Origin of the sequence: Corynebacterium sp. c25Ua_89 (genome assembly GCF_047459735.1) — a bacterium.
In the GTDB taxonomy this organism is placed as follows: Bacteria; Actinomycetota; Actinomycetes; order Mycobacteriales; family Mycobacteriaceae; genus Corynebacterium; species Corynebacterium simulans.
In genome coordinates this window covers 103,446-126,352 of sequence record NZ_JASBOD010000004.1, presented here as the reverse complement: position 1 = coordinate 126,352, position 22,907 = coordinate 103,446, and the positions used below count along the sequence as shown (strand labels likewise).

General features: G+C 58.4%; 20 protein-coding genes, 1 tRNA gene and 2 pseudogenes. 15 read left to right on the top strand and 8 right to left on the bottom strand.

The genetic code is table 11. The annotated features are described in order from the left end of the window. Positions 1-19 precede the first annotated feature (19 nt). From QKB66_RS07845 to QKB66_RS07835, 3 genes are read right to left on the bottom strand one after another with little or no spacing between them, the layout of a single operon-like run. A complete protein-coding gene (locus QKB66_RS07845) occupies positions 20-1,309 on the bottom strand; it encodes a sulfate adenylyltransferase subunit 1 (protein WP_248093035.1) in 1,290 nt (429 codons plus the stop codon). Then, positions 1,309-2,217, bottom strand: coding sequence for a sulfate adenylyltransferase subunit CysD (gene cysD / locus QKB66_RS07840; RefSeq protein WP_248093034.1), 909 nt, complete (start codon positions 2,215-2,217; stop codon positions 1,309-1,311). The genes QKB66_RS07845 and cysD overlap by 1 nt, the downstream gene beginning before the upstream one ends. Further along, positions 2,214-2,999: a phosphoadenylyl-sulfate reductase gene (locus QKB66_RS07835; protein ID WP_248093033.1), complete on the bottom strand. Its 786-nt coding sequence runs from the start codon at positions 2,997-2,999 to the stop codon at positions 2,214-2,216. The genes cysD and QKB66_RS07835 overlap by 4 nt, the downstream gene beginning before the upstream one ends. Before the next feature lie 172 nt (positions 3,000-3,171). Here QKB66_RS07835 and QKB66_RS07830 point away from each other — a divergent pair, with 172 nt between their 5' ends. Further along, a complete protein-coding gene (locus QKB66_RS07830; RefSeq protein ID WP_311518074.1) occupies positions 3,172-3,594 on the top strand; it encodes a methylenetetrahydrofolate--tRNA-(uracil-5-)-methyltransferase in 423 nt (140 codons plus the stop codon). Here QKB66_RS07830 and QKB66_RS07825 read toward each other — a convergent pair. From QKB66_RS07825 to QKB66_RS07815, 3 genes are read right to left on the bottom strand one after another with little or no spacing between them, the layout of a single operon-like run. Next, positions 3,591-4,280 carry a hypothetical protein gene (locus QKB66_RS07825; RefSeq protein WP_166683721.1) on the bottom strand — a complete coding sequence of 230 codons (690 nt, stop codon included), beginning with the start codon at positions 4,278-4,280 and terminating at the stop codon, positions 3,591-3,593. The two genes, QKB66_RS07830 and QKB66_RS07825, sit on opposite strands and share 4 nt — an antisense overlap. 9 nt (positions 4,281-4,289) lie before the next feature. Beyond that, entirely contained in the window at positions 4,290-5,789 is a 1,500-nt protein-coding gene (locus QKB66_RS07820) for a molybdopterin-dependent oxidoreductase (RefSeq protein WP_166683720.1), read from the bottom strand. Positions 5,790-5,791: 2 nt separating this feature from the next. Then, entirely contained in the window at positions 5,792-6,283 is a 492-nt protein-coding gene (locus QKB66_RS07815; RefSeq protein WP_166683719.1) for a hypothetical protein, read from the bottom strand. Between the two features lie 418 nt (positions 6,284-6,701). On the opposite strand from QKB66_RS07815, the gene QKB66_RS07810 reads away from it, so the two are divergent. From QKB66_RS07810 to QKB66_RS07765, 10 genes are all read left to right on the top strand, one after another. Continuing rightward, positions 6,702-6,959, top strand: coding sequence for a CBU_0592 family membrane protein (locus QKB66_RS07810; RefSeq protein ID WP_166683718.1), 258 nt, complete (start codon positions 6,702-6,704; stop codon positions 6,957-6,959). Between the two features lie 3 nt (positions 6,960-6,962). Next, positions 6,963-7,214 carry a CBU_0592 family membrane protein gene (locus QKB66_RS07805; RefSeq protein WP_248093029.1) on the top strand — a complete coding sequence of 84 codons (252 nt, stop codon included), beginning with the start codon at positions 6,963-6,965 and terminating at the stop codon, positions 7,212-7,214. 33 nt (positions 7,215-7,247) lie between these two features. After that, positions 7,248-7,799: a TetR/AcrR family transcriptional regulator gene (locus QKB66_RS07800; protein ID WP_414253049.1), complete on the top strand. Its 552-nt coding sequence runs from the start codon at positions 7,248-7,250 to the stop codon at positions 7,797-7,799. Positions 7,800-7,854: 55 nt separating this feature from the next. Continuing rightward, positions 7,855-9,597, top strand: coding sequence for an ABC transporter ATP-binding protein (locus QKB66_RS07795; protein WP_414253048.1), 1,743 nt, complete (start codon positions 7,855-7,857; stop codon positions 9,595-9,597). Beyond that, on the top strand, positions 9,597-11,564 hold the full coding sequence (locus QKB66_RS07790; protein WP_414253047.1) for an ABC transporter ATP-binding protein: 1,968 nt from the start codon (positions 9,597-9,599) through the stop codon (positions 11,562-11,564). Before QKB66_RS07795 ends, QKB66_RS07790 begins: the two co-directional genes overlap by 1 nt. 146 nt (positions 11,565-11,710) lie before the next feature. Further along, positions 11,711-14,443 carry a (Fe-S)-binding protein gene (locus QKB66_RS07785; RefSeq protein WP_414253046.1) on the top strand — a complete coding sequence of 911 codons (2,733 nt, stop codon included), beginning with the start codon at positions 11,711-11,713 and terminating at the stop codon, positions 14,441-14,443. 358 nt (positions 14,444-14,801) lie between these two features. After that, positions 14,802-16,166 carry a cation:proton antiporter gene (locus tag QKB66_RS07780; RefSeq protein ID WP_414253045.1) on the top strand — a complete coding sequence of 455 codons (1,365 nt, stop codon included), beginning with the start codon at positions 14,802-14,804 and terminating at the stop codon, positions 16,164-16,166. A 48-nt stretch (positions 16,167-16,214) separates the two neighbouring features. Next, positions 16,215-16,937, top strand: a complete 723-nt coding sequence (locus QKB66_RS07775; protein WP_414253044.1) for a DUF1707 SHOCT-like domain-containing protein — start codon at positions 16,215-16,217, stop codon at positions 16,935-16,937. Continuing rightward, complete coding sequence (locus QKB66_RS07770; protein WP_414253043.1) at positions 16,909-18,138, top strand: pyridoxal phosphate-dependent aminotransferase; 1,230 nt, start codon at positions 16,909-16,911, stop codon at positions 18,136-18,138. The genes QKB66_RS07775 and QKB66_RS07770 overlap by 29 nt, the downstream gene beginning before the upstream one ends. A 94-nt stretch (positions 18,139-18,232) precedes the next feature. Continuing rightward, positions 18,233-19,531, top strand: a complete 1,299-nt coding sequence (locus QKB66_RS07765) for a YibE/F family protein (RefSeq protein ID WP_414253042.1) — start codon at positions 18,233-18,235, stop codon at positions 19,529-19,531. Here the strand turns inward: QKB66_RS07765 and QKB66_RS07760 are convergent. Further along, positions 19,528-20,850, bottom strand: a complete 1,323-nt coding sequence (locus QKB66_RS07760; RefSeq protein ID WP_414253041.1) for a UDP-glucose dehydrogenase family protein — start codon at positions 20,848-20,850, stop codon at positions 19,528-19,530. The two genes, QKB66_RS07765 and QKB66_RS07760, sit on opposite strands and share 4 nt — an antisense overlap. A 42-nt stretch (positions 20,851-20,892) precedes the next feature. Then, positions 20,893-21,456 (bottom strand): dCTP deaminase, encoded by a 564-nt coding sequence (gene dcd / locus QKB66_RS07755; protein WP_061924975.1) that lies wholly within the window; start codon positions 21,454-21,456, stop codon positions 20,893-20,895. A 108-nt stretch (positions 21,457-21,564) separates the two neighbouring features. Here dcd and QKB66_RS07750 point away from each other — a divergent pair. The 4 genes and pseudogenes from QKB66_RS07750 (at position 21,565) to QKB66_RS07735 (ending at position 22,769) form a co-directional block, all read left to right on the top strand. Continuing rightward, positions 21,565-21,638, top strand: a tRNA-Gly gene (locus QKB66_RS07750). A gap of 153 nt (positions 21,639-21,791) precedes the next feature. Continuing rightward, positions 21,792-22,001, top strand: a pseudogene (locus QKB66_RS07745) (hypothetical protein). 21 nt (positions 22,002-22,022) lie between these two features. Next, a pseudogene (locus tag QKB66_RS07740) lies at positions 22,023-22,109 on the top strand (IS3 family transposase); the annotation flags it as partial. Positions 22,110-22,361: 252 nt separating this feature from the next. Next, positions 22,362-22,769: an integrase core domain-containing protein gene (locus QKB66_RS07735; protein ID WP_399530783.1), complete on the top strand. Its 408-nt coding sequence runs from the start codon at positions 22,362-22,364 to the stop codon at positions 22,767-22,769. The last annotated feature ends 138 nt before the right edge of the window (positions 22,770-22,907 follow it).

Here is a 22,907-nt window from a genome sequence, read left to right as displayed (position 1 = left end):
CCGTTACACCAGTGAAGCCTTAGCCGCGCAGGCGCTTGCCCACGAAGCCCGCGGCCAGAGTGTTGCCATTGGCCTGGTCGATGAGCAAGAAGTTACCCACCGCGCCGCGCGCCGCGTAGTCCTCAACAGGCAGCTCAGCCTGCGATTGCACAGTGATGTACGCGATATCGTTGAGACTCGCCTTCTCCGGCGCCTCATCGTCAGCCACACCATCCAAGTCCAGAATGCGGTCTACCGATGCCACACGGGCCTTGACCAGCGAGGTTCCATAGCGCAGCTTGAGCATCTGCCCCGGCGTGATGTCCTTTTCTGTGAGCACCACCGCAGTCGCAGCAAACTCACGGGCATCGGCCGGGCGGGCGCTACCCGCCAGCAGGTCGCCACGAGTTAGGTCAATTTCATCGGCCAAACGCAGCACCACCGAATCACCGGCGGTCGCGCGCTCCTCGGGGCCAAGTTCCCCGTCGGTGGTGTCGATGTGAGTGACCGTTGTCGTCCGACCATGCGGCGCGGTCACCTCGTCACCGACCGCAACCGTGCCCGCCTTGATGCGTCCCGCGTAGCCGCGGTAGTCCGAGGCATGCTCGCGGATGACGTACTGAATGGGGAAACGGAAGTCGAGCTCCTCCGCGCGGCCACCGGTGACGGAGATGGACTCAAGGACCTCCAGCACCGTGGGACCGGTGTACCAGTCCATAGTGGTGGACGGCTCGACAACGTTATCGCCCTTGAGCGCGGAGATGGGCACGACAGTGGAGTCGGTGATGCCCAGGCGATTGGCGATGGAGTGGAAGTCCTCCTCAATGGCGCGGAACGTCGCCTCATCATAATCCACCAGGTCAATCTTGTTGACTGCAAGAATCACGTGGTGCACGCCCAGCAGCGCAGCCACGTTCAGGTGGCGACGCGTCTGCTCGACGACGCCGTGGCGGGCATCGATAAGCAGCACCACCGCCTGGGAGGTGGACATGCCGGTGACCGTGTTGCGCGTGTACTGCACATGGCCCGGGGTATCCGCCAAGATGAAGGTGCGCTTGTCCGTCGCAAAATAGCGGTAAGCCACATCGATCGTGATGCCCTGCTCGCGCTCGGCACGCAGGCCGTCGACAAGCAAGCTCAAATCCATGCCGTCGAAACCGCGGTCCGCCGAGGAGCGTTCCATGGATTCTACCTGGTCCGCCAGCACAGACTTGGTGTCATAAAGAAGGCGGCCAACGAAGGTGGACTTACCGTCGTCCACAGAACCCGCAGTGCACAGGCGCAGCGTCTCGCGGGCGGTAAGGCGTTCGACGAGTGAAGAATTAGTCATCAGAAGTAGCCTTCCTTCTTGCGGTCTTCCATGGCGGATTCAGAAAGTTTGTCATCCGCGCGGGTCGCGCCGCGCTCGGACAGGGTAGAAACGGAAATCTCCGCCAGGATTTCCTCCGGGGTCGAGGCCGTGGATTCAACGGCGCCAGTGCAGGACATATCGCCCACGGTGCGATAACGCACGGTCTTCTTTTTAAGCTCCTCGCCCTCGCGCGGGCCACCCCACTCGCCCGGGCACAGCCACATGCCATTGCGATTGAACAGCTCGCGTTCGTGGGAGTAATAGATGGAAGGAAGCTGCAGCTCGCGCGCGCCGATGTACTCCCAGATATCAGACTCGGTCCAGTTGGAGATTGGGAAAACGCGCACGTTCTCACCCGCCATCTTGCCGCCGTTGTAGAGATCCCACAGCTCTGGGCGCTGGCGGCGCGGATCCCAGCCGCCAAAGGAATCGCGGATGGAGAAGATGCGTTCCTTCGCACGCGCCCGCTCCTCGTCGCGGCGGGCGCCGCCCAGCACGGCGTCGTACTGGCGCTGCGCGATGGTTTCAACCAACGGCACCGACTGCAGCGGATTGCGTGTACCATCAGGGCGTTCCTGCAGCTCGCCGCGGTCAATCCAATCTTGCACCTTAGCCACGTGCAGGCGCGCACCGGTCTCAGCAACCAAGCGGTCACGGAATTCGATGACCTCTGGGAAGTTATGCCCGGTATCAACGTGCAAAAGCTCGAAAGGCACCACCGCCGGCGCAAAAGCACGGCGCGCCAATTCGAAGACCACCACGGAATCCTTGCCGCCGGAGAAAAGCAGGCCGACCATATCGAACTGGCCTGCTACCTCGCGCAGGATGTGGATGGACTCATTTTCCAAGTCCTTTAAGTGGGGCGAAAGTGTGTTTTTCTGTGTCATTCGTGCAACCCGCATTCTGTCTTGCCGTCTCCAAAAATCCTGCCGGAACGAGCGTCCTCGCCCTTACCCACCGGGAAGGTCAAAGGCGCACAGCCGATAGAGCGATAGCCTTTCAGCGTCAAGGGATGGATAATCAGATCATTGTCCGCAATATAGCGATCCGTATCTTCCAAATCCCAGGTAATCATCGGCGAAATCTTTAACCTTCCGTGCTGGTCCAGGCTCAGCGCTGGGGCCGTGGCGCGATGTTCAGAATCCGCGCGGCGCAGACCGGTCACCCAACCAACGTATGGGTCCATCGCCATGTTCAGCGGTTCCACTTTGCGCATACGGTTATATGCGCTGGTATCACGTGCATAGAGCCTCGGACCATAGATTTCGTCCTGTTCCTCCGGGCTCAGCAGCGGTTTCACGCGGACTAGGGGGAGATCCGCATAGCGCTCCTCAACCTCGTTGGCCACAGCCAACGTCTCCGGGAAGTGCCAGCCAGTGTCGATGAAGAGCAGGTCTGCGTCCAGCTGTGCGCGGTGCGCGAGCTCCGCCAGCACCGTGTTTTCCATCGACATCGTCACTGCCAGCCGGCCCGGCGCGTGCTCTGCGGCCCACGCCATGATGTTTTCGGCGGATTCTGCATAGAGCTTGTCCGCCCATTCATCGACAAGGCTCTCGTTTTTCGCGGCAATATCTTGGTTGAGCGGCGCAGTATCGCGCGTGCCTTCCGGGCTAATGCTGGGATCGCGGTAGGGCTTGTCGCCGTCCAGCAGGTTTAACGATTGGGTCATGCCGACTCACTTTAGGCAAGGCGGCGCATTCGTGCAGCAGAAATTGCGCGCTGAGCACGCGAATAGGCCGATGAGCTTGGGGCAATGCAAGAATAAAAATTGCCAGAACTGAACAGGTCAGACTAGATTATTAGACAAAACGGTCTATAAACAATAAACCAAGGAGGTTTCCATGCAGCGTGTCGCAATTGTCGGCGATGGCCCGGCGGCGCTATCCACAGCTGAAAGGCTCATCGGCGCCGGCATGTGTGTGGACCTCGTCTGCGCCAAGCCCGCCCCCTTCGGTTTGCTCCGTCACTTCGCCGGCTTAGCCGGTGTCCGCCATGAGGCCGCCGCCAGCCCCTGCCCCGCCGGTACCGCCCCGCGCCTGCGCCTTTTCGGCAACGTGCGCGTGGGCGAAGGCCGCGAGGCAGACATCACCGCCCGCGAGCTCAGCCAGTTGGCCGCACACTGCGACCGCCGCCTTCTACCTCTCGAGCTGGCTGCCCGCGGCGTGGCCTTTACCTCTTGGGAAGGGCTATACCGGCCCACCGAGCAACCCGAAGACTGGGCCACCGTCACCCGCCGCGCGCAACTTGCGCCAGTCTGCTTTTAGCCGTCTTCTCGCTTAGGGCGCTCCAAATCACTTAAGGTCGCCAAGCCCAAGTCTTCTAGGACAGTAGCGTAAGACTCTGCATCAGCCGCAAAGTTATCCAACCGCTTCCGTTGCAGTTCATTCAACTGTTCCGAGAGGACACAGAGCCGAGGATAACGGCCTGCCAACAGGGTGCCCCAATACACGCGCAAATCGAGAATCTCTTGGTTTCCATACACTGGCTCGCCGTTATGAAAGGCAACGATGTCTCGCAATTGCTGCTCGAGCAAATCCAGATCCATATTTGCGCCCGGAAGACCCTCGTCTAACGAGTATGTTTCCTCGCCATGTCGCAATGGTCGTTCGGATTTTTCGTAAAAGCGATTCAGTGTTAAGGCTTCGCGAGCCAGAACAGGCTCGTTCACCGCAAGTGGTTGCGTTCCTGGAACTCCAAGAAGCTGACCTCTCGAAATGCGAATAAAAGTACGCTCATCTTCACGACCCGATACTGTGCACTGGAGACCAACGCCATAGGCTTCGAGATCCTCTTGCTGAAACATGTACCCAAGGTAACGTGCTTTCGAAGCAATCTTGAAGTCTCGACTCGTAGCTCCTGGCAGATGAAAATCAACGTCTTCGATATACTGCCGAACTCGGTCGACCTGTTCGGGACTTAACTCGATATCCTGGTAAAGCGCTCGTGACATAGTGTCCTCCTAAAGCATCTGTAGACGGTCGTAGCTGTCCGTGTCTTCAAAGAAGCCACCACGGCCATTGCCCACGATGTCGAAACGGTTAACTACTTCAATTCGATCAATCCACTTTGCTGAGCGGAACCCCGTCGAAGTCTCTAAGCGCAGCCGCAGTGGAGCACCATTCTTGACAGGAATTTCCCCACCGTCGTAGCCAATCGCTACCCAAGTTTCCGGTTGCATTGCCTCAACCATAGGCATCGACTCGTAGTAGTAGGAACCGCTATAAGAGTCATCATCGCGGGTCATGTTTTGGAAGGAATGCACGATAACATCGGACGCACCATCCAACGGCGAGACTTTCTGCAGAAGGGTAGCTAACGAGAGACCATCCCACTTGCCTACAGAACTAAATCCTTGCACACAGTGGTGAACGGTGTTGAGCGAATTCCCTTCAGAAATCTCGCGCAAGTCTGCCAGAGTCAGACGCATCGGCTTTTCGACGAGCCCGCCAATTTCTAGTACGTAGTCTTCTTCGAAATCGTTGCAGAGCAAGGCCATATACTCTTCATTTCCCGGAGGCATTCCCGATGCCCGGTGATGCGGGGCCCGAGTTACCTCGTTATCGCTATAAACCCCACGCTGACGGGACTCTGCCTTCGCACGCAAGAATCGCGTTAGCGGACGAACAATCACATTGTGCAGACGGGCAACGGTGCGCGGCTTTTCAAGGGAAGTCTTAGTCGCCCAAATATGGACGAATACGATAAGTACAAGTCCCATGCTGAAAATGATCGCACCAGCAACTGGCTTGTCAGCATGTCCAAAGACCATCTTGGAGACCTCGTGGCCGTATCCATGCCAGACCACCATGCCCACGTGAATCACGATGAATACCAAGTAGGCCGCAAGACCCCAGAAGTGCATGCTTCGAATCATTTGCCGGCCACCCAAAAGCTTTGAGAACCGAGCAAAATGATTGTTGATTGCCGGAGATTGGAACATGCCTGTCAAAATCATCCACAGCGGCAGAATCAACACAACAAACCCATAGGAAAGCTGCTGGATCGCGTTGAATGGATAGCCTTCCATCGCAGGTGGAACCTCGAGAGCTAGGTAATGCACTAGGTCATCCCATGCTTGTGCAAACACGCCCCAATCCTCGGGCCAATAACGCCGCCACTGCCCAGTCACCAACAACAGGCCCCAGTAGACAACGAGGAGCATTATCCAGCCCATCACGCTAATAAAGTGCCAATAGCGGCCTTGCCCCAGAGCACCATAGCCAGGAAGAGAAATAAGTGGACTGTAGTTGTCATACTCGCCAGAAACCGGGAAGTACTTATGCTTTCTTTTCTGCTTCACCGTGAACTGGGCCCATTGTTTTCCCAGCGGGGTATGGATCGAGCGATGCAGTTTGGGAAAGGTACCGAGGATTTCGATGCCGCTGCGAATAAACAGCGTCACAAACAAAATATTGACGAAGTGCTCAATGCGAAGCCAAACTGGAAAATCGGTCAGCATGATTAATCCTCAAATCCCTGATCATCGGGATAAGCCACAATCATCCCGTAGTTCAAAGCCCAGTAAAGAAGTAGATAAGCGATACCGCAGAATAGGAATAGGTTCCAACCTGCAGCTGCATAGACACTGGCGCCGTTATCCACCGTTGGAAGCTGGCCAGCGACGCCTCCTAAATAAGTAAAGATGGAACCCAATCCCGCGATAAGTCCAAAGTCCCACAACCGCCAAGCGCTACAAAGCCCTAACACGACAAAAATCGCACTTACAGCAGCAAGTAGGTAGAACACCGCATTCTGACCTTCAAAAATAAAAATGTCAGACTGCGCAAAAGCCGCCGCAACGGCACCTGGAATTGCTATGACGACACACAGTAGCCCCCTTGTTAACCGCGGCAGGTTGAAGCGGAAATACCGGAAAAAAGGGGCGCGAGTTTTTCCGGGTTTAATATGCAAGTTAATGTCATGAAGGTCCGGATCGACCGAAGAAACAGACATGGTAGCCTCCTAAGTGACCTTGAGGAATAAAACCGAAAAGGCCAAAGATTTTATGCAGGAACCCTCCACCTATCCCTGCGTGGACACGCCTAGCAACTGCTGACGATTACGCACTTATTGACGTAAATCCCGAACAATCCCGGTAGGGGCCGGAGAATCCCCTGCCAGTGCGGCGATAATCCTCATAGTAAGTCAGCATGGATTGATCGGCATCTGAACTATCGTTCAAGCCGATTACACCCCTTGTGTCCAGCGCTTTATACAAGCGTTCAAATTCCATGCATGCATTTATGCATTAATCCGTGTTTAGCTAACAGCAGTACACCAGAGTTCTTCCTTCTGCTTCACCCAGAAGTTTCGAAGAACTGCCGTCGGAGAAGGCAGGGTGCGTATCATTACTCCGTTGAAAGGACTCACCATGTCAGCCATGGTTATCTTCGGACTCATCGCATCGGTTGCGTTGTTGTTCGCGTTTGCAATGCTCAACCTCGGCAAATGGACGGTAGACGACTACGCCTACCAAGGACTCAATTTCGTCGGCGCGGGATTCCTCGCAGCATCTGCCGCAAACCCATTCAATGCTGGCGTATTTTTCACTGAGCTTTTGTGGTCACTCTTTGGCCTCTACGGGCTCATCAAGATCTACCGTGACAACAAGAAGAAAGCTCAGGTCTAGGCCATGGAATTCGCTTACGAAATCGGAATCATCGCTGGAATCATGTTCGTAGTTGCCTACGGATTATTGAATTTCCGCGTGCTAAAGGCAGATTCCCCTATCTACCAAAGCCTCAATTTTCTTGGCGCTGCTGGTTTTGTTTACACCGCAATCTCACCGTTTAACCCAGGACTATTTGTGACGGAATTCGTATGGGCAATCGTGGCACTTTTCGGACTCTGGAAAATCTTTTCTAAAAAGCCACAACAAGGCTAAGTGGCACTAGATCTTTCGCGTTAAGATCAGCGTGTGTCTAAAGCCCAGCGCACTCGCAAACAACAAATTCTCGACGCAGCACTTGATGTCATTGTCGAGGAAGGAGTAGCTGGGCTTACTCTGCGCCATGTTGCCAACGAAGCAGACACCGCTCTCGGGTCAATCGCTTACTATTTTGACGATAAAGACGGCCTAATCAGCGCAGCATTTCAGCATTTCACCTCTATCTCAAGCCAGGACTTCGCCAATTACTATGCAGGCGTAAAAACGCTTGAACAGGCTCGCGAAGCCACCATTACAATGCTTGCAGATACAGCAGGTTCCCGCCGCGATTTAATCCTTGGAGCAGAGCTCTACTCATTATCCCTTCGCCGCCCAAGACACCGGATAGTTCTTTCGAACTGGACCCAAACATGCCGCGATATTTTGTCCGTCTACTTCGATGCGGAAACCACACTGCTACTCGACGCACTCTACGAAGGCCTGATATTGCACCGCGCCATGCACATCGGTACTTATGACTCAAAGATGATTAGAGACATCGTAGAAAGAGTGACCCCGGCTAACAGCTTTCTTCAATCTTGAAAAACACATTAGACTCGACCGAGTTAATTTCAATCCTTAAGTAAAGGTCGGTCTAGTGGAACTGGTTCGCATTCTGGTCTCTCGATCAAAACCCTATGGTGGCTTCGTGCTTGCAGTCATTGTGCTCCAAGCACTGTCCACCGCCGCCACCTTGTATCTGCCCTCGCTCAACGCTGACATCATCGACAACGGCGTGGTCAAGGTGGACATCGACTACATCTGGCACACCGGCGGCATCATGCTCGCCGTAGCTTTCGCCCAAGTCATCACCGCCGTTGCCGCAGTGTGGTTTGGCGCCCGCACCGCCATGGGCGTCGGCCGCGATCTGCGCAGCGAGGTCTTTCGCCGCGTCGCTCGTTTCTCCGCCGAGGACATGGGCCACTACGGCACGCCCACCCTCATCACGCGCGGCACGAACGACGTCCAGCAGGTGCAGATGGTTTACCTGATGATGTTGGACTTCATGGTGGCCGCACCCATCATGTCCATCGGCGGCATCGTCATGGCGGTGCGCGAGGATGCCGGATTGTCCTGGTTGGTTTGGGTCTCCGTGGCGGTTCTCCTCGGCGTGATTTCCGCGCTCATCGCCAAGCTCATGCCGCTTTTCCGCAGCATGCAGGACAAACTCGATTCCCTAAACGGCACCCTCCGCGAACAAATCGTGGGCATTCGTGTCGTGCGCGCCTTCGTCCGCGAGGCCCACGAGACCGAGCGCTTCACCAAGGCCAACCACGATCTCACGCAACTTTCCTTGAAGATCGGCCAGATTTTCATCCTGATGTTCCCCATCATCACTGTCATCCTCAACGTCGCTACCGGCGCCGTGCTGTGGTTCGGCGGCCACCGCGTGGATGAGGGCCTTGTGGAAGTCGGCGCGCTGACCGCGTTCTTGCAATACCTGCTGCAAATCCTCGCCGCCGTCATGATGGGCACGTTCATGGCCATGATGCTGCCCCGCGCCATTATCTGCGCTAAGCGCATCACCGAGGTACTGGAGCACGAGCCTGCCATCGCCGAGCCTGCGAAGAACGTAACGCCGGAGCGCAACGACGGCGTCGTCGAGTTCCGCGACGTCACGTTCACCTACGCCGGCGCCGACGCCCCGGTCCTCCACGATATCTCCTTCACCGCCCGACCCGGCCAAACCACCGCCATCATCGGCTCCACCGGCTCCGGCAAGTCGACCCTGCTGCACCTGATTCCACGTTTGTATCTGCCCACCGAGGGCCAAGTGCTTCTCGACGGCGCGGATGTCTCCCGCATGAACCGACAGGACATCGTCAAGCGCGTGTCCCTCGTGCCGCAAAAGCCCTACCTGTTTAGCGGAAGCGTGGCCTCTAACCTGCGCCTCGGCCGTCCTGAAGCCACCGACGAGGAGCTGTGGGAAGCGCTGCGCATCGCCCAAGCAAACTTCGTGGAAAGGGACGAAAAAGGCCTGGACATGCCCATTTCCCAAGGCGGAACGAACGTCTCCGGCGGCCAGCGTCAGCGCCTATCCATCGCGCGCATGCTCGTTGCGCGACCGAAGGTGCTGCTCTTTGACGACTCCTTCTCTGCCCTCGACGTGGTCACCGACGCGAACGTACGTCAGGCCCTGCACGAGAGCCCGCTGCTTGCCGACACCACGATGGTGGTCGTCGCCCAGCGCGTGTCCTCCATCATGGACGCCGACCAAATCCTGGTCATGGAAGCCGGCCGCATCGTCGCCCGTGGCACCCACGCCGAGCTGGTCGAAAGCTCTGAAACTTATAAGGAAATCGTCGATTCTCAAGCCACACCAGTAGGAGGTGAGCAGTAATGGCAAGCACTGCACAAGATGCGCACGGCATGACCGAAGAAGAGCTCCACGAACTCGAAGCCAAGACCGCCGGGGACGATTGGTCCGGCAACGCCCCACGCAAGGCTAAGGCATTCTGGCCTTCCGCGAAGCGCTTGTTCGGGCTGCTCATGCCCTTCAAATCGCGGCTTATCATCATCGCATTGATGAACATCGTCTGCGTATTCCTCGCGGTCTACGCACCGAAGGTGATGGGCAAGGCAACCGACGTCATCTTCGCCGGCGTGCTTTCCAAGCAGCTGCCGGCGGGCACCAGCGAGGAGCAGGTCATCGAGGGCCTGCGGGCGGAAGGCAAGGACACCTTCGCGGACATGGCTTCCGCCATGGACCTGCGCCCAGGCCTGGGCATCGACTTCACGCAATTGGGCCGCATCATCACCATCGTCATCGCGATGTACTTGGTCTCCGCGCTCTTCCAGTGGTGGCAGGGTCATATTCTCAACTCATTGGTGATGCGCGCGGTCTATGACCTGCGCCAACGCATCCAGGCCAAGGTCAACGCGCTGCCGCTGAACTACTTCGACACCAACTCCCGCGGCGACCTGCTCTCGCGCACGACAAACGACGCCGACAATATCCAGACCGCGCTCCAGCAAGCGGTCTCGCAGGTCTTCTACAACCTGCTCATGGTCGTGGGCATTACCGTCATGATGTTCTCCGTGTCTTGGCAGCTCGCGCTGGTGGCCCTGCTTTCGCTGCCGCTGACCGGCATCGTCATTGGTGTCATCGGCTCGCGCTCGCAGAAGCAATTCGCCACCCAGTGGCGTGCCACCGGCCAACTCAACGGCCAGGTGGAAGAGTCCTTCTCCGGGCACGACCTCGCCTTGGTCTATGGCCGTATGGACGCCATGACCGAAGAATTCGATGAGCGCAATGAGGAGCTTTATAAATCTGCATCGCAAGCGCAGTTCCTCTCCGGCATGATGATGCCGGTCATGCAGTTCATCTCTTATCTGTCCTACGTGGTCATCGCCGTGATGGGCGCGCTGCGCGTGGCCCACGGCCAGCTCACCTTGGGTGGCGCACAGGCCTTCATTCAATACTCCCGCGAGTTCAACCAGCCGCTGGGCCAGCTGGGCGGCATGATGCAGCAAATCCAATCCGGTGTTGCTTCCGCCGAGCGCGTCTTCGAATTCCTCGACGCTGAGGAACAGCGCCCGGACACCGCGACCTCGCACTTCGAAGGCCGCGCGCGGGGCTTGGTGGAGTTCCGCGGCGTGGACTTCTCCTACTCGGAAGACAAGCCGCTCATCGAGGATCTCAACCTGCGCGTTGAGCCGGGCCAGACCGCCGCCATCGTCGGGCCTACCGGCGCGGGCAAGACCACGCTGGTCAACCTCATCATGCGCTTCTACGAGCTGAATTCCGGCACCATCACTATCGATGGCAATGACACCGCCGAAATGTCGCGCACCGAACTGCGCTCGCAGGTGGGCATGGTGCTCCAGGACGCTGTGCTCTTTGAGGGCACCATCATGGAAAACATCCGCTACGGCCGCCTAGATGCCACCGACGAGGAGGTCATCGAAGCAGCAAAGGCCACCTACGTGGACCGCTTCGTACGCGCTTTGCCCGATGGCTACGACACACTCATCGACCAAGACGCCGGCGCTATCTCTGCTGGCGAGCGCCAACTTATCACCATCGCACGCGCCTTCCTGGCCCAGCCGGCGTTGCTCATCCTCGACGAGGCCACCTCCTCTGTGGATACCCGCACCGAGATGCTCGTCCAGCACGCGATGAATGCGCTGCGCGCCGACCGCACCTCCTTCGTCATCGCCCACCGTCTTTCCACCATCCGGGATGCGGACCTCATCCTCGTCATGGAGGAAGGCCGCATCGTCGAGCAAGGCACCCACGCCGAGCTGCTTGCCCGCGAAGGCGCCTACTGGCGGCTTAATCAGGCGCAGTTCGCCGAAGAGGACTAGCCTTTCGGCGAGTGCGTCGAAAAGCTGTGCCTCGCGTTTGCCGGCTGGGCTCGGTTCGAAACCGCGATGAATACCGACTCCCATCTTTGCGCGCCCACCGTTTAGGCTGTTTATATCTGCGCGCAACTTTATAAGGAGTCCGTGAAATGACAGCCGTCTTCGGTTGGCTAGCCATCCTCGTTTCGATCCCCGTGTGGGGCTACTTTGCGTACCGCGCATGGGGCATGTTCGCTTTCATTCGCTCCGGCGGGCCAACTCTGCTGCAGCGTTTCGACCACCTAGGCAAGCGCCTGTGGCGGGTCGTGGTGGAAGTATTCGGCCACACGCACTTCAAGGGCCGCCCCTTCGTCAACGCGGCGCACTGGGCAGTCATGGTGGGATTCCTCTTCGGCATCCTCGTCTGGTTTGAAGCCTATATCCAGACCTTCGCGCCGTCGCGAGGCTGGCCGCTGCTATCGCATTGGTCGGTCTATCACTTCATCGAAGAGGTCCTCGGTATCGCCACCGTTGTGGGCATTAGCTTCCTCATCGGCGTTCGCCTCAAGTATGGACACACCGAGCGCGGCTCCCGTTTCTACAACTCCCAGCCAGGCCCTGCCCGCATCGTCGAGGCCGTGGTCTTCCTGGAGGGGCTTGGAATGCTGCTGGTCAAGGCGTCGAAAATCGCGGCGTTTGGCCACGGCTCCCCGTGGGCGGATTTCCTTTCCATCCACCTAGCCAAGCTGCTTCCCGCCTCGCCAGCGCTGGTGTCCTTCTTCGCGCTGTTCAAGCTGCTTACCGGCCTGATTTTCATCTTCCTGATTTCGCGCCACTTCACCTGGGGCGTCATGTGGCACCGCTTCATGGCGTTTTTCAACATCTTCTTCCAGCGCAACGTCAGCGGCGACAAGGCACTTGGCTCCCTTCCGACCCCGGACCTCGAAGAAGACATCGCCCCCGGCAGCTGGAAGATGCTGCTCGATACCACCTCGTGCACCGAGTGCGGCCGCTGCCAGGACCTTTGCCCGGCGTGGAACACCGAGAAGCCGCTGAGCCCGAAGAAGTTCGTGATGGACATGCGCGATGCCGCCGTCGAGAACTACAACCCGCACGAGGGCGTCAACGTGCTGGCTATGGCAAACGCCATTGACGACGACGTCCTCTGGTCCTGCACCAACTGCGGCGCCTGCGTGGACCAGTGCCCGACCGACATCGAGCACATCGACCACATCGCTGACCTGCGCCGCTTCAAGGTCTTGGCGGAATCCGACTTCCCCTCTGAGCTGACCGGACTGTTCAAGAACATTGAGACCAAGGGCAATCCGTGGGGCCGCAATAACTCTGAGCGCCGCGCCTGGATCGATGAGGCACGCGCCGACGGCATCGAGGTGCCTGTCATCGGCGAGGATGCCACGGACTTTTCCGACATGGAGTACCTGTTCTGGGTCGGCTGCGCCGGTGCCTACGACGAACAGGGCCGCAAGACCACCCGCGCCGTGGTGGACCTGCTGCACACGGCGGGCGTGAAGTTCGGCGTGCTTTCCACTGGTGAGACCTGCACCGGCGATCCAGCGCGCCGCGCCGGCAACGAGTTCCTGTTCCAGATGATGGCGCAGCAAAACGTTGAGACCCTAAACAACGCTTTCGAAGGCGTTCCGGAAGGCCAGCGCAAGATCATCACCACCTGCCCGCACTGCTTCAACACGCTGCGTAACGAGTACCCAGACTTCGATGGGCACTTCGACGTCTTCCACCACACCCAGCTGCTCAACCGCCTAGTGCGTGAGGGCCTGCTCAAGCCGATCCCGCGTACCCCAGAAAACCGCAAGCCGATTACCTACCACGATCCATGCTTCTTGGGCCGCCACAACAAGGTCTTCGATCCGCCGCGTGAGCTGCTGGAAGCCACTGGCGTTTCCCTCCGTGAGATGGACCGTAACCGCGATAAGGCCTTCTGCTGTGGCGCTGGCGGCGCGCGCATGTTCATGGAGGAAAAGCTCGGCACCCGCATCAACGAATTCCGCGCGGAGCAGGCCATCGCCACCGGCGCGGAGGAGATTGCCACGGGTTGCCCGTTCTGCAACGTCATGTTCACCGGCGGCGTTAAAGCGCTTGCCGACGCCCCCGGTTCTGCAGCAGCGTCCGCTGCACCTGCCGTCACCGACGTTGCCCTCATGCTCCGCGCTTCCGTCGCCGACGCCGACGGCGCCCTCCCCGAGCCGCGGCCGAAAGCCTTCTTGGGCACGCCTACCCGTCTGTGTGCGTCCGAAAAGCCAGCTGCCACGGCCTCCCCGGATTCTCCTGCGTCTCCTGCGTCTTCAGATGCAACGACCGTCGACCCCGCTGCGCCGACCGAAGCAACTGCCAGCGCACCTACCACCAAGGCTGCTGCCCCGACCGCTCCCGCTCCGGCCGCACCCCCGGCTCCTGCAGCTCCCGCCGCACCAGCTGCACCAAGCGCTCCCCAAGCGCCATCCGCACCAACAGCTCCTCCTGCACCTGCAGCTCCTGCCGCGCCAGCTGCACCAAGCGCTCCCCAAGCGCCATCCGCACCAACAGCTCCTCCTGCACCTGCAGTTCCCGCCGTGCCAGCTGCACCAGTGCCGCCGGCAGCGCCTGCAGCGCCAGCACCAGCAGCGCCAGCACCAGCAGCGCCAGCACCAACTCCGCCCGCACCGCCAGCCGCGTCGGGAGCCACACCGCCACCTGCACCTGCAGCACCAGCACCAGCACCGAAGGCTCCAACACCGGCGCCGCCAAGTGCGCCTGCTGCTCCTGGCGCAGCTTCACTGCCAAAGGCACCTACCCCGCCAGCAGCACCACAGTCGAGTGCGGATACGCCGCAGCCACCAACTCCGCCTGCACCGCCGGCGCCTCCAGCACCACCGGCCGCTGACTAATTTCGTAAATCTGGAGCAACGACTTCCTTGAGTTGCTCCGGATTTTTGTATTTTGGGGTACCGGAAGTGTGTGGACTCTGAGGGCGTTTTTAAAAGTGCACCCCTGGAAAACCAGACCTTGAGGTCGCGATTAAAAAGTTTTGCCATGAAACTATCTGCGACCTGGAGGTCTGAGTATCCAGGTGTGGGGTTCCAGGTCTGGGCTTTTGCGGGGAGACGAAGAAACGCGAAACAACGGAGCCCGGGCAAGGCCTTTTGAATCACAAATCAGCCACAAGTGGGCCACAACTAGGCGACGAGTAAGCCAAACTTGCTGGATGAATAGGCAGTCGGGGTACTCGCCGCGTACGCTGTTCTCATGATTTTCGACGCGTTAAGCGCCGCCGACACATTGGTGCTCGCATCTGGGGAAGCTGACTACACCCCCTCCCTCGTCTCCTTTGCATGGATCATGGCCGCCGCTCTTCTGGCCCCGTTGGTCTCCTACATGCTCAAGAACAAAATGCCCGCCGTGGCCCTGCTCATCATCTTCGGCATGTTCATCGGCCCCTCGATGCTCGACCTCGCCCACGAGGACCCCGGTATCGGCATGGTCAAAGAGCTAGGCGTCGGCGCATTGTTCCTGCTAGCCGGCTTCGAGATCGAAATCTCTACCCTCAAGTCCAAGGAAGCCATCACCGGTTTCTCCACGTGGCTTATCTGTCTCGTCGCATGTCTGGCCGGCGCATATTTCCTGCTGCATGACATCCCTAGTGCCATCGTCATGGCAATCGCACTGACCTCCACCGCGCTCGGCACGATTACGCCGATGCTCAAGCAGGACAAACTCATCGGCACCAAAGTCGGCGACTCGGTCATGATTCACGGCGCCATCGGCGAGGTCGCTCCCATCACCGCCATGGCTCTCCTGCTGGGAACCCGCTCCACGCTAGGCACCATGCTCATCCTGCTGGCGTTCATCGTCATCGCCGTCGGCGTCGCTGTCATGCCGCGCGCGCTCATCGTCGCAGTGCCGTGGCTCAAGACCGCATTCCTTTCCGGCGCTGGCTCCACGAACCAGACCATCCTGCGCCTTATCATCCTCATCCTGGCCATCCTGATGGCCGTCACCTCGGTCTTCGAGCTCGACATCGTCCTCGGCGCATTCGCGGCAGGCATCATCCTCAACCGCATCATCCCCGACGAGTTCCATAAGGGGCTCGAGAGCCGCCTCGACGTTGTCTTCTATTCCATGCTGATTCCGGTCTTCTTCGTGGTCTCCGGCATGTCCATCGACTGGCACGTCATCGTCAACAACCCGCTCAAGGTGCTTGGCATCCCCGCCCTCATTCTCATCACCCGTGGCCTGCCCGTTTTCCTGCGCGAGAACATCCACCACACAGGGTCCGACATCGAGACCACCCGCGAGCGTCTCCAGGTGGCCCTCTACGCAGCAACGGGTCTACCGATCATCGTCGCTGTCATGACCATCGCAGTCAGCTCCGGCATCGTGGACGAGGAGACCTCCTCTATCTTCGTCGCCGGTGGCGCACTGACCGTCGCCATCTTCCCTCTCCTGTCCAGCCTCGTTAAGGGCAAGGAAGAAAACGAACAGTCCAAGGCAAAGGCCGCCGAGTCCAAGAAAGAAGAAGAGGACTCCGAAGCAGCGCTTGACGACGCCATCGATGACGCCAAGCAAGAGGCACGAGAGGGCGCTGAGCAAGAAGGCGCCGAGAAGGAATGATCGCTAGCAGCACACGCATGTGTCCTCCGGTTTTCCTATAGTAAAACTATGACGCATAGCTTCGGAGCCTCCCCTTTTGATCCCGCGAATTCGATGCGCCTATCCGACGCAGAGAAGACCGACGCCATCAACGATCTCGCCCGCGCCGTCGGCGAGGGCAGGCTCAGCATGAAGGAATTCGAGGAGCGCTCCGACGACGTCATGCGCGCCACCACCCGCCGCGAGCTAGCCCCCTTGTTCACGGACATCCCGGCGGTTTCTGCCACGGAGATAAAGGTCTACTCCCGCGGCGAGGTCGAGCGCGCATACAAAGCCGGCAAGAAGCCGCGCCTGGCCACCGCGCTGATTGGCTCGATGGCCTTAACCTTCGCCGCCACCACCTGCTTCGTCGTTTCCGAAACCGCCGGCACGATTGCTCTCCTCAGCGGCGTGGGCGCACTGTTCCTCATCCCAGCGCTGTGGATTATGCTCTACGTCGCCAAAATCGGCCCAGAGTCCTGGCACCAGCCCTCCCCGCGCAAGATTGAGCGCCAGCACCGCCGCGAGCTTTTGCAACTAACGGCCCAAGAGCGCGCCCAGCAGAAGGCTTTGGAGCAAGCGCAGTGGGCGGAGAGGCGCCGCCAAGCAGGTGAGCTGACCAGCGAGGCCATGAATCTGGCCAAGCGCAAGCTTGAGCAATGGAATAAAAAAATAAGCCTGCCGGTTGACCCGTTTATAGTCTGTAAGTGGCAAAATACTTTCCATGACTACACCGAACAACCGCATTTTTGACCAATCCACCAAGCTTCAGGGCGTCGCGTATGACATCCGTGGTGAGGTCTCTGCGGAGGCGGAGCGCATGGAGCTCGACGGCCACAGCATCCTCAAGCTGAACACCGGCAATCCTGCCGTATTCGGTTTCGATGCCCCGGACGTCATCATGCGCGACATGATCGCAGCGCTGCCGACTTCCCAGGGCTATTCCACATCGAAGGGAATCATTCCGGCGCGCCGCGCGATTGTCACCCGCTACGAGCTGGAGGATTTTCCGCACTTCGACGTCAACGATGTCTACCTGGGCAACGGTGTTTCTGAGCTCATCACCATGACCACGCAGGCGCTGCTTAACGACGGCGACGAGGTACTCATCCCAGCTCCTGATTACCCTTTGTGGACTGCCGCCACCTCCCTGGCGGGCGGTACGCCGGTGCACTACCTGTGTGATGAGGAGGATGATTGGAATCCTTCGATCGAGGATATCCGCGCGAAGGTCACGGAGAAGACCAAGGCCATCGTGGTCATCAACCCGAATAACCCAACGGGCGCCGTCTACTCCCGCAAGGTTCTGCAGCGCATTGTAGATGTAGCGCGTGAGTACAACCTGCTAATTTTGGCGGATGAGATTTACGATCGCATTCTTTACGACGGCGCGAAGCACATCTCGATCGCTTCGCTTGCCCCTGACCTGCTGACGATTACCTTCAACGGCCTGTCCAAGGCTTATCGTGTGGCGGGCTACCGCGCTGGTTGGATGGTGCTGACCGGCCCGAAGAGCCACGCGCGTGGTTTCATCGAGGGTCTCGACCTACTGGCGGGCACCCGCCTGTGCCCGAACGTTCCGGCACAACATGCAATTCAGGTTGCTTTGGGCGGCCGCCAGTCCATCTACGGGCTCACCGGTGAGGGCGGACGCCTGCTCAAGCAGCGCAACGTGGCCTACGAGAAGCTCAACGAGATCCCGGGCGTTTCCGTCACCAAGCCGATGGGTGCTTTGTACTGCTTCCCACGCTTGGACCCGAATGTCTACGAGATTCACGACGATTCCAAGCTGATGCTGGATATCCTGTGCTCGGAGAAGATCCTGATGGTCCAGGGCACTGGTTTTAACTGGCCAAACCCGGACCACTTCCGCGTGGTCACCCTGCCGTGGGCTTCCCAGCTGGAAAACGCTATCGAGCGCCTCGGCAACTTCCTGGCCAGCTACCGCCAGTAGCTCAAGCCGCCTTTCTAAGTGAAAGGCCTCGTATTTGTTTGTAATTTGTGTCTGCAGTTGCCATTTGAACTGACAATCGTTCACAATAAGCTGCATGGGCAAACATACGACGGCTTCCAAGCCGGTGGTCTCCTTTCCTAGTGGAGGCCGCCTTTCTTTATCGACGAACCACAACCCGTGGCGTCTTGCGCTGCTCATCGGGCTTGCGCTGGCCGTCCTTGCGACCATCATCGGCACTATTATCCTGCGCCCTACCACTTCCTCGGTAGAGCACACGAGCGCAGAGTTCTCGCAGACCTACGCTCTGAACCATCCGCAGGCCGAGGGCACGGTCAAGACTGTCGACCACGCCATCTGCCAGTCGGATCAGACCGGCAAGGCCTTCGACAAAGCGCCCCTCATACCCGCTGAGCCGGGCGGCGATTGCACCCGCTCCCTCATCGATATCACCTCCGGGGACAACGCAGGCAAAATGACCCAGCTGGTGCACTTTGGTGTCGCAGGCGACCCAGACTTGCACGAAGGCGACAAGATCCTGCTCTCCGAGGCCACCGGCCCCAACGGGGACGTAGACTATGCCTTTGCTGATTATCAACGCAGCGGCAACCTCGTCCTCTGGGCCATCATCGCCGCTATCGTCATCATTGCTTTTGCGGCATGGCACGGCTTACGCTCGCTCATTGGCCTGGCAATTTCGCTGGCAATCGTATTCTTCTACTTGCTTCCCGCGCTCGTAGAGGGAAGCAGCCCGCTGGGCCTGGCATTGGTAACCAGCGCCGCCATCATCTTCATCGTTGTACCACTCGTGCACGGGTTCAACTGGAAGTCCGCCTCTGCTTTGGGCGGTGCACTCATCGCCCTGCTGCTGGCGGCTTTCCTGGCCAGCTCCACTATCAACTCAACGAGCCTGCAGGGACTTAGCTCCGAAGACAACCTCAAGCTCCTGCTCTACATGCCCGGAGTTTCCATCGTGGGTGTCCTGCTCTGCGGATTCATCATCGGCGCGCTGGGCAGCCTCAACGATATCTCCATCGCGCAGGCCTCCACCGTCCGCGAGCTCAATGAGCTCAACCCCGAAGCAGGCCCTGCGGATCTGTTCAAGTCCGCCATGAAGGTCGGCCGCGACCATATCGCTTCCATGGTCTACACCATCGTCCTCACATATACCGGCGCGTCAGTGCCGCTGCTCATGCTGATTACAGCAGCTCAGCGCCCGGCAGGCCAGATTCTTTCCAGCGACCTCGTAGCCACCGAGCTCCTGCGCTCCGCCGTGGGTGCAATGGCACTGACCCTAGCAGTGCCCATCACCACCCTCATCGCAGCGCTGACCATCCCGCAGCGTGAGGCGGGTCCCGAACCTGACGCTACTAATAGCGCCCTGTCCGTTCGCTAGAGGCTGCGGCCCAGCGCCTCGATGGTCCAGCCGGCCTGCTTCCACGCCTCAACGTCGAGGACGTTGCGGCCGTCGATGATGTGTTTGTTGGTGACCAGCTCCGCCACTTCGGCGGGGTCCAGCTGGCGGAATTCTTGCCATTCGGTGGCGAGAATAACCAGCTCGCTCTCGCGCAGAGCTTCCTCACAGTCAGCGGCGTAGTTCAACGTAGGAAACACCTTGCGGGCGTTTTCCATGCCCTCTGGGTCATAGACGGTAACCGCAGCGCCAGCCAAGGACAAAGAACCCGCCACGGACAGCGCTGGCGAATCGCGAACGTCGTCAGAGTTCGGTTTGAAAGCGCATCCCAGAACTGTCACGCGGTGGCCTAACAGCGAACCCTGGAAGGCGTCTTTAGCCATGTCCACGGTGCGGTCACGGCGACGCATATTGATGGCATCGACCTCACGCAGGAAGGTCAGCGCTTGGTCCGCGCCCAACTCGCCGGCACGTGCCATGAATGCACGAATATCCTTCGGCAGGCAGCCACCGCCGAAGCCCAGACCTGCGCCCAAGAACTTACGGCCGATGCGCTCGTCGTAACCGATAGCATCGGCAAGCTTTACGACGTCCGCGCCCGCAATCTCGCAGATTTCAGACACGGCGTTGATGAAGGAAATCTTGGTGGCCAGAAACGCATTCGCAGAGACCTTGACCAGCTCGGCAGTCTGCAGGTCAGTCACAATAAACGGCGTATCCTGCGCCAACGGCTTGGCATAGACTTCACGGGCTACAGCCTCGCCGCGGGACTGCCCGCCCCGCACGCCCAAAACGATGCGGTCTGGAGTGATGGTGTCCTTTACTGCATAGCCCTCGCGCAGAAACTCTGGGTTCCACGCGATTTCCACGTGGCTGCCCTCCTGGGCCAACTCATTCGCCATCTCCTGCAGCTCCGCCGCAGTTCCCACGGGAACGGTGGACTTACCAAAGATGACGTGCTCGCCTTCCAGAAGCGGCACGAGGTCTCGAATGACGGCCTTTACATAAGTCATATCTGCGGCATAAGAGCCATGCCGCTGTGGCGTTCCAACGCCTAGGAAGTGGACGTCCGCAAACTGCGCCGCCTGCCCATAGTCGGTGGTGAAATCAAGGCGGCCGGCCTCAATATTGCGTTCCAGAACCTCCGGCAAACCGGGTTCATAGAAGGGAACCTTGCCGGACTTGAGGGATTCAATCTTGGATTCATCCACATCCACGCCCATTACCTCATGGCCGAGCTCAGCCATGCAGGCGGCGTGGGTTGCACCGAGATAACCAGTGCCGATAACCGTCATACGCATAAACGCGAATGTTAGGCCGGTTATGTAAACGAAGTGTGAAGACTATCGGAAATTCAGGTAAGACTTCGACGGCGTCGGGCCACGCTGGCCCTGATACTTCGAACCCAGCACGCCAGTGCCGTATGGGCTTTCCGCAGGCGAGGACATCTTGAAGATAGCCAACTGTCCCACCTTCATGCCCGGCCACAGGGTAATCGGCAGGTTAGCGGTGTTGGAAAGCTCCAGCGTGATGTGACCGGAAAAGCCTGGGTCAATAAAGCCTGCAGTCGAGTGTGTCAGAAGGCCCAGGCGTCCCAGGGAGGACTTGCCCTCCAGACGGCCTGCCAGGTCTGCTGGCAGGGTGAACTTCTCGAAGGTTGCGCCCAATACAAACTCGCCTGGGTGCAGCACGAAGGCATCGCCTTCTTCGACCTCTACCAGGCTGGTGAGGTCCGGCATTTCTTCCTTTGGGTCAATGTGCGTGTAGCGCGAGTTGTTAAAGACGCGGAAAAACTTGTCTAGGCGCACGTCGATAGACGAGGGCTGGACCATCTCGGCGTCGTATGGCTCGATGGCTAGGTTCTCGGAGTCAATGGCTGCACGAATATCACGATCTGAAAGAAGCACGGCCTAGAGTTTACGCGCCTTGCACTTCTGCCGATACATCTGCCAAGGCATTTGCTTTAGAAACTATGCACGGTGCTATGCTTTTCGGCAATGCATCTATTGCATTGCGCCGACGTAGTTTAATGGTAGAACTGCAGCTTCCCAAGCTGCTAGCGCGGGTTCGATTCCCGTCGTCGGCTCCAATGTCCTCAGTCGGGTCATAGTTAACACTATGAGTCGGGTAATGGTTGGCACTTTGCTGGTCACTGTTCTGAAAATAGGCGGTGGCCATTTTTGTGTTGGGGGTTAGTTTTCCAGAGTGTTTTGGTAGTTGCGGGCTGTGTTGATGACGTGAAGTGCCCCAGGTTTTGTTCCGTTTGAGTAAATGGGCAAACCTTCGAACATGCCGAAGTAGTTTAATCAGGAGGCGAAGGACCGAGTCGTCCGCTTGGTAGAAGATCGCATTTTGGCGGAGAATCTTTCGACGCAGGAAGCATGCAAGATCGTGGCACCCAAAGCTGGGCGTTTCGTGGCACACAGCGAGGCAATGGACGCAGGCCGCTTGACGTGAAGGACGCGTTAGTGCTGTTCATCGGGTTAATCACGGTGTCTACGGTGTGCGGAGAATGTGGCATGCTCTTCGCCGTGACGGAATTGATATCGATCGTGATTGAACTGCTCGGTTGATGCGCCTGCCCGGTGTTTCTTACAAAGGCAAAGACAGATCACCTATCACAACCCGAAAAGTCTAACGTGCCTGATCTGTGCCTAGGCTTGGTCGAGCGTGAACTCAAAGCCCAGGGCCTGAACAAACTGTGGGTGGCTGACATTTACGTATGTGCGTACGCAGAAAGGCTTCGTGTACGCCGCGTTTGTCACCGACGTATACTCCTGGAGGATTTGTCGGATGAGCGCTGTCGGATTTGATGAGCACCGAAGCCTTGCCGCTGCCGGCGCTCAACCAAACGATCGTATGCGCCAAGGAAACGGCGGGCCTAATTCATCACTCGGACCACGGCTCACAATACGTCAGTATCGCCTACAACGAGCGTCTGGCTGAGTACGGAATTACTGCGTCTACCGGCATTGTTGGTGATTCCTACGACAATGCTTTAGCTGAGAATGTCAACGGCTCCTACACAAACGAACTGATCCATACCCGCACGTGGGCCGACGTGGTCGACGTGGAAATCGCCACGCTCAAATGGGTGTCCTGGTGGAACGAGACTAAACTCCACCAAAGCTTGGGATACCGAACCCCGGTCGAGGTGGAAACCGAATTTTGGAAACAGAACCCGCCACAAGAAATAAGAGAAATCAAGGCAAAAGCCTAGGAACAAAACCCAGTGCGCTTTATCACAATATGGTCACAAAGCATGCATAATCGCCATGCGCGCTTTACGATAAATAGGGAAATCCTTAACAAAGCCTGTGTTTAAAATGGAAGCAAGGTTAGTTTTCTCAAGGAATTT

Excerpts from the sequence above, each read along its gene's own strand:
- QKB66_RS07785 (WP_414253046.1), top strand. The coding sequence starts at position 11,711 with ATGACAGCCGTCTTCGGTTGGCTAGCCATCCTCGTTTCGATCCCCGTG.
- QKB66_RS07765 (WP_414253042.1), top strand. The coding sequence starts at position 18,233 with ATGGGCAAACATACGACGGCTTCCAAGCCGGTGGTCTCCTTTCCTAGT.
- QKB66_RS07820 (WP_166683720.1), bottom strand. The coding sequence starts at position 5,789 with ATGCTGACCGATTTTCCAGTTTGGCTTCGCATTGAGCACTTCGTCAAT.
- QKB66_RS07775 (WP_414253044.1), top strand. The coding sequence starts at position 16,215 with ATGACGCATAGCTTCGGAGCCTCCCCTTTTGATCCCGCGAATTCGATG.
- QKB66_RS07760 (WP_414253041.1), bottom strand. The coding sequence starts at position 20,850 with ATGCGTATGACGGTTATCGGCACTGGTTATCTCGGTGCAACCCACGCC.
- QKB66_RS07825 (WP_166683721.1), bottom strand. The coding sequence starts at position 4,280 with ATGTCACGAGCGCTTTACCAGGATATCGAGTTAAGTCCCGAACAGGTC.
- QKB66_RS07735 (WP_399530783.1), top strand. The coding sequence starts at position 22,362 with ATGAGCACCGAAGCCTTGCCGCTGCCGGCGCTCAACCAAACGATCGTA.
- QKB66_RS07815 (WP_166683719.1), bottom strand. The coding sequence starts at position 6,283 with ATGTCTGTTTCTTCGGTCGATCCGGACCTTCATGACATTAACTTGCAT.
- QKB66_RS07790 (WP_414253047.1), top strand. The coding sequence starts at position 9,597 with ATGGCAAGCACTGCACAAGATGCGCACGGCATGACCGAAGAAGAGCTC.
- QKB66_RS07770 (WP_414253043.1), top strand. The coding sequence starts at position 16,909 with ATGACTACACCGAACAACCGCATTTTTGACCAATCCACCAAGCTTCAG.
- QKB66_RS07810 (WP_166683718.1), top strand. The coding sequence starts at position 6,702 with ATGTCAGCCATGGTTATCTTCGGACTCATCGCATCGGTTGCGTTGTTG.
- cysD (WP_248093034.1), bottom strand. The coding sequence starts at position 2,217 with ATGACACAGAAAAACACACTTTCGCCCCACTTAAAGGACTTGGAAAAT.
- QKB66_RS07805 (WP_248093029.1), top strand. The coding sequence starts at position 6,963 with ATGGAATTCGCTTACGAAATCGGAATCATCGCTGGAATCATGTTCGTA.
- QKB66_RS07780 (WP_414253045.1), top strand. The coding sequence starts at position 14,802 with ATGATTTTCGACGCGTTAAGCGCCGCCGACACATTGGTGCTCGCATCT.
- QKB66_RS07830 (WP_311518074.1), top strand. The coding sequence starts at position 3,172 with ATGCAGCGTGTCGCAATTGTCGGCGATGGCCCGGCGGCGCTATCCACA.
- QKB66_RS07835 (WP_248093033.1), bottom strand. The coding sequence starts at position 2,999 with ATGACCCAATCGTTAAACCTGCTGGACGGCGACAAGCCCTACCGCGAT.
- QKB66_RS07845 (WP_248093035.1), bottom strand. The coding sequence starts at position 1,309 with ATGACTAATTCTTCACTCGTCGAACGCCTTACCGCCCGCGAGACGCTG.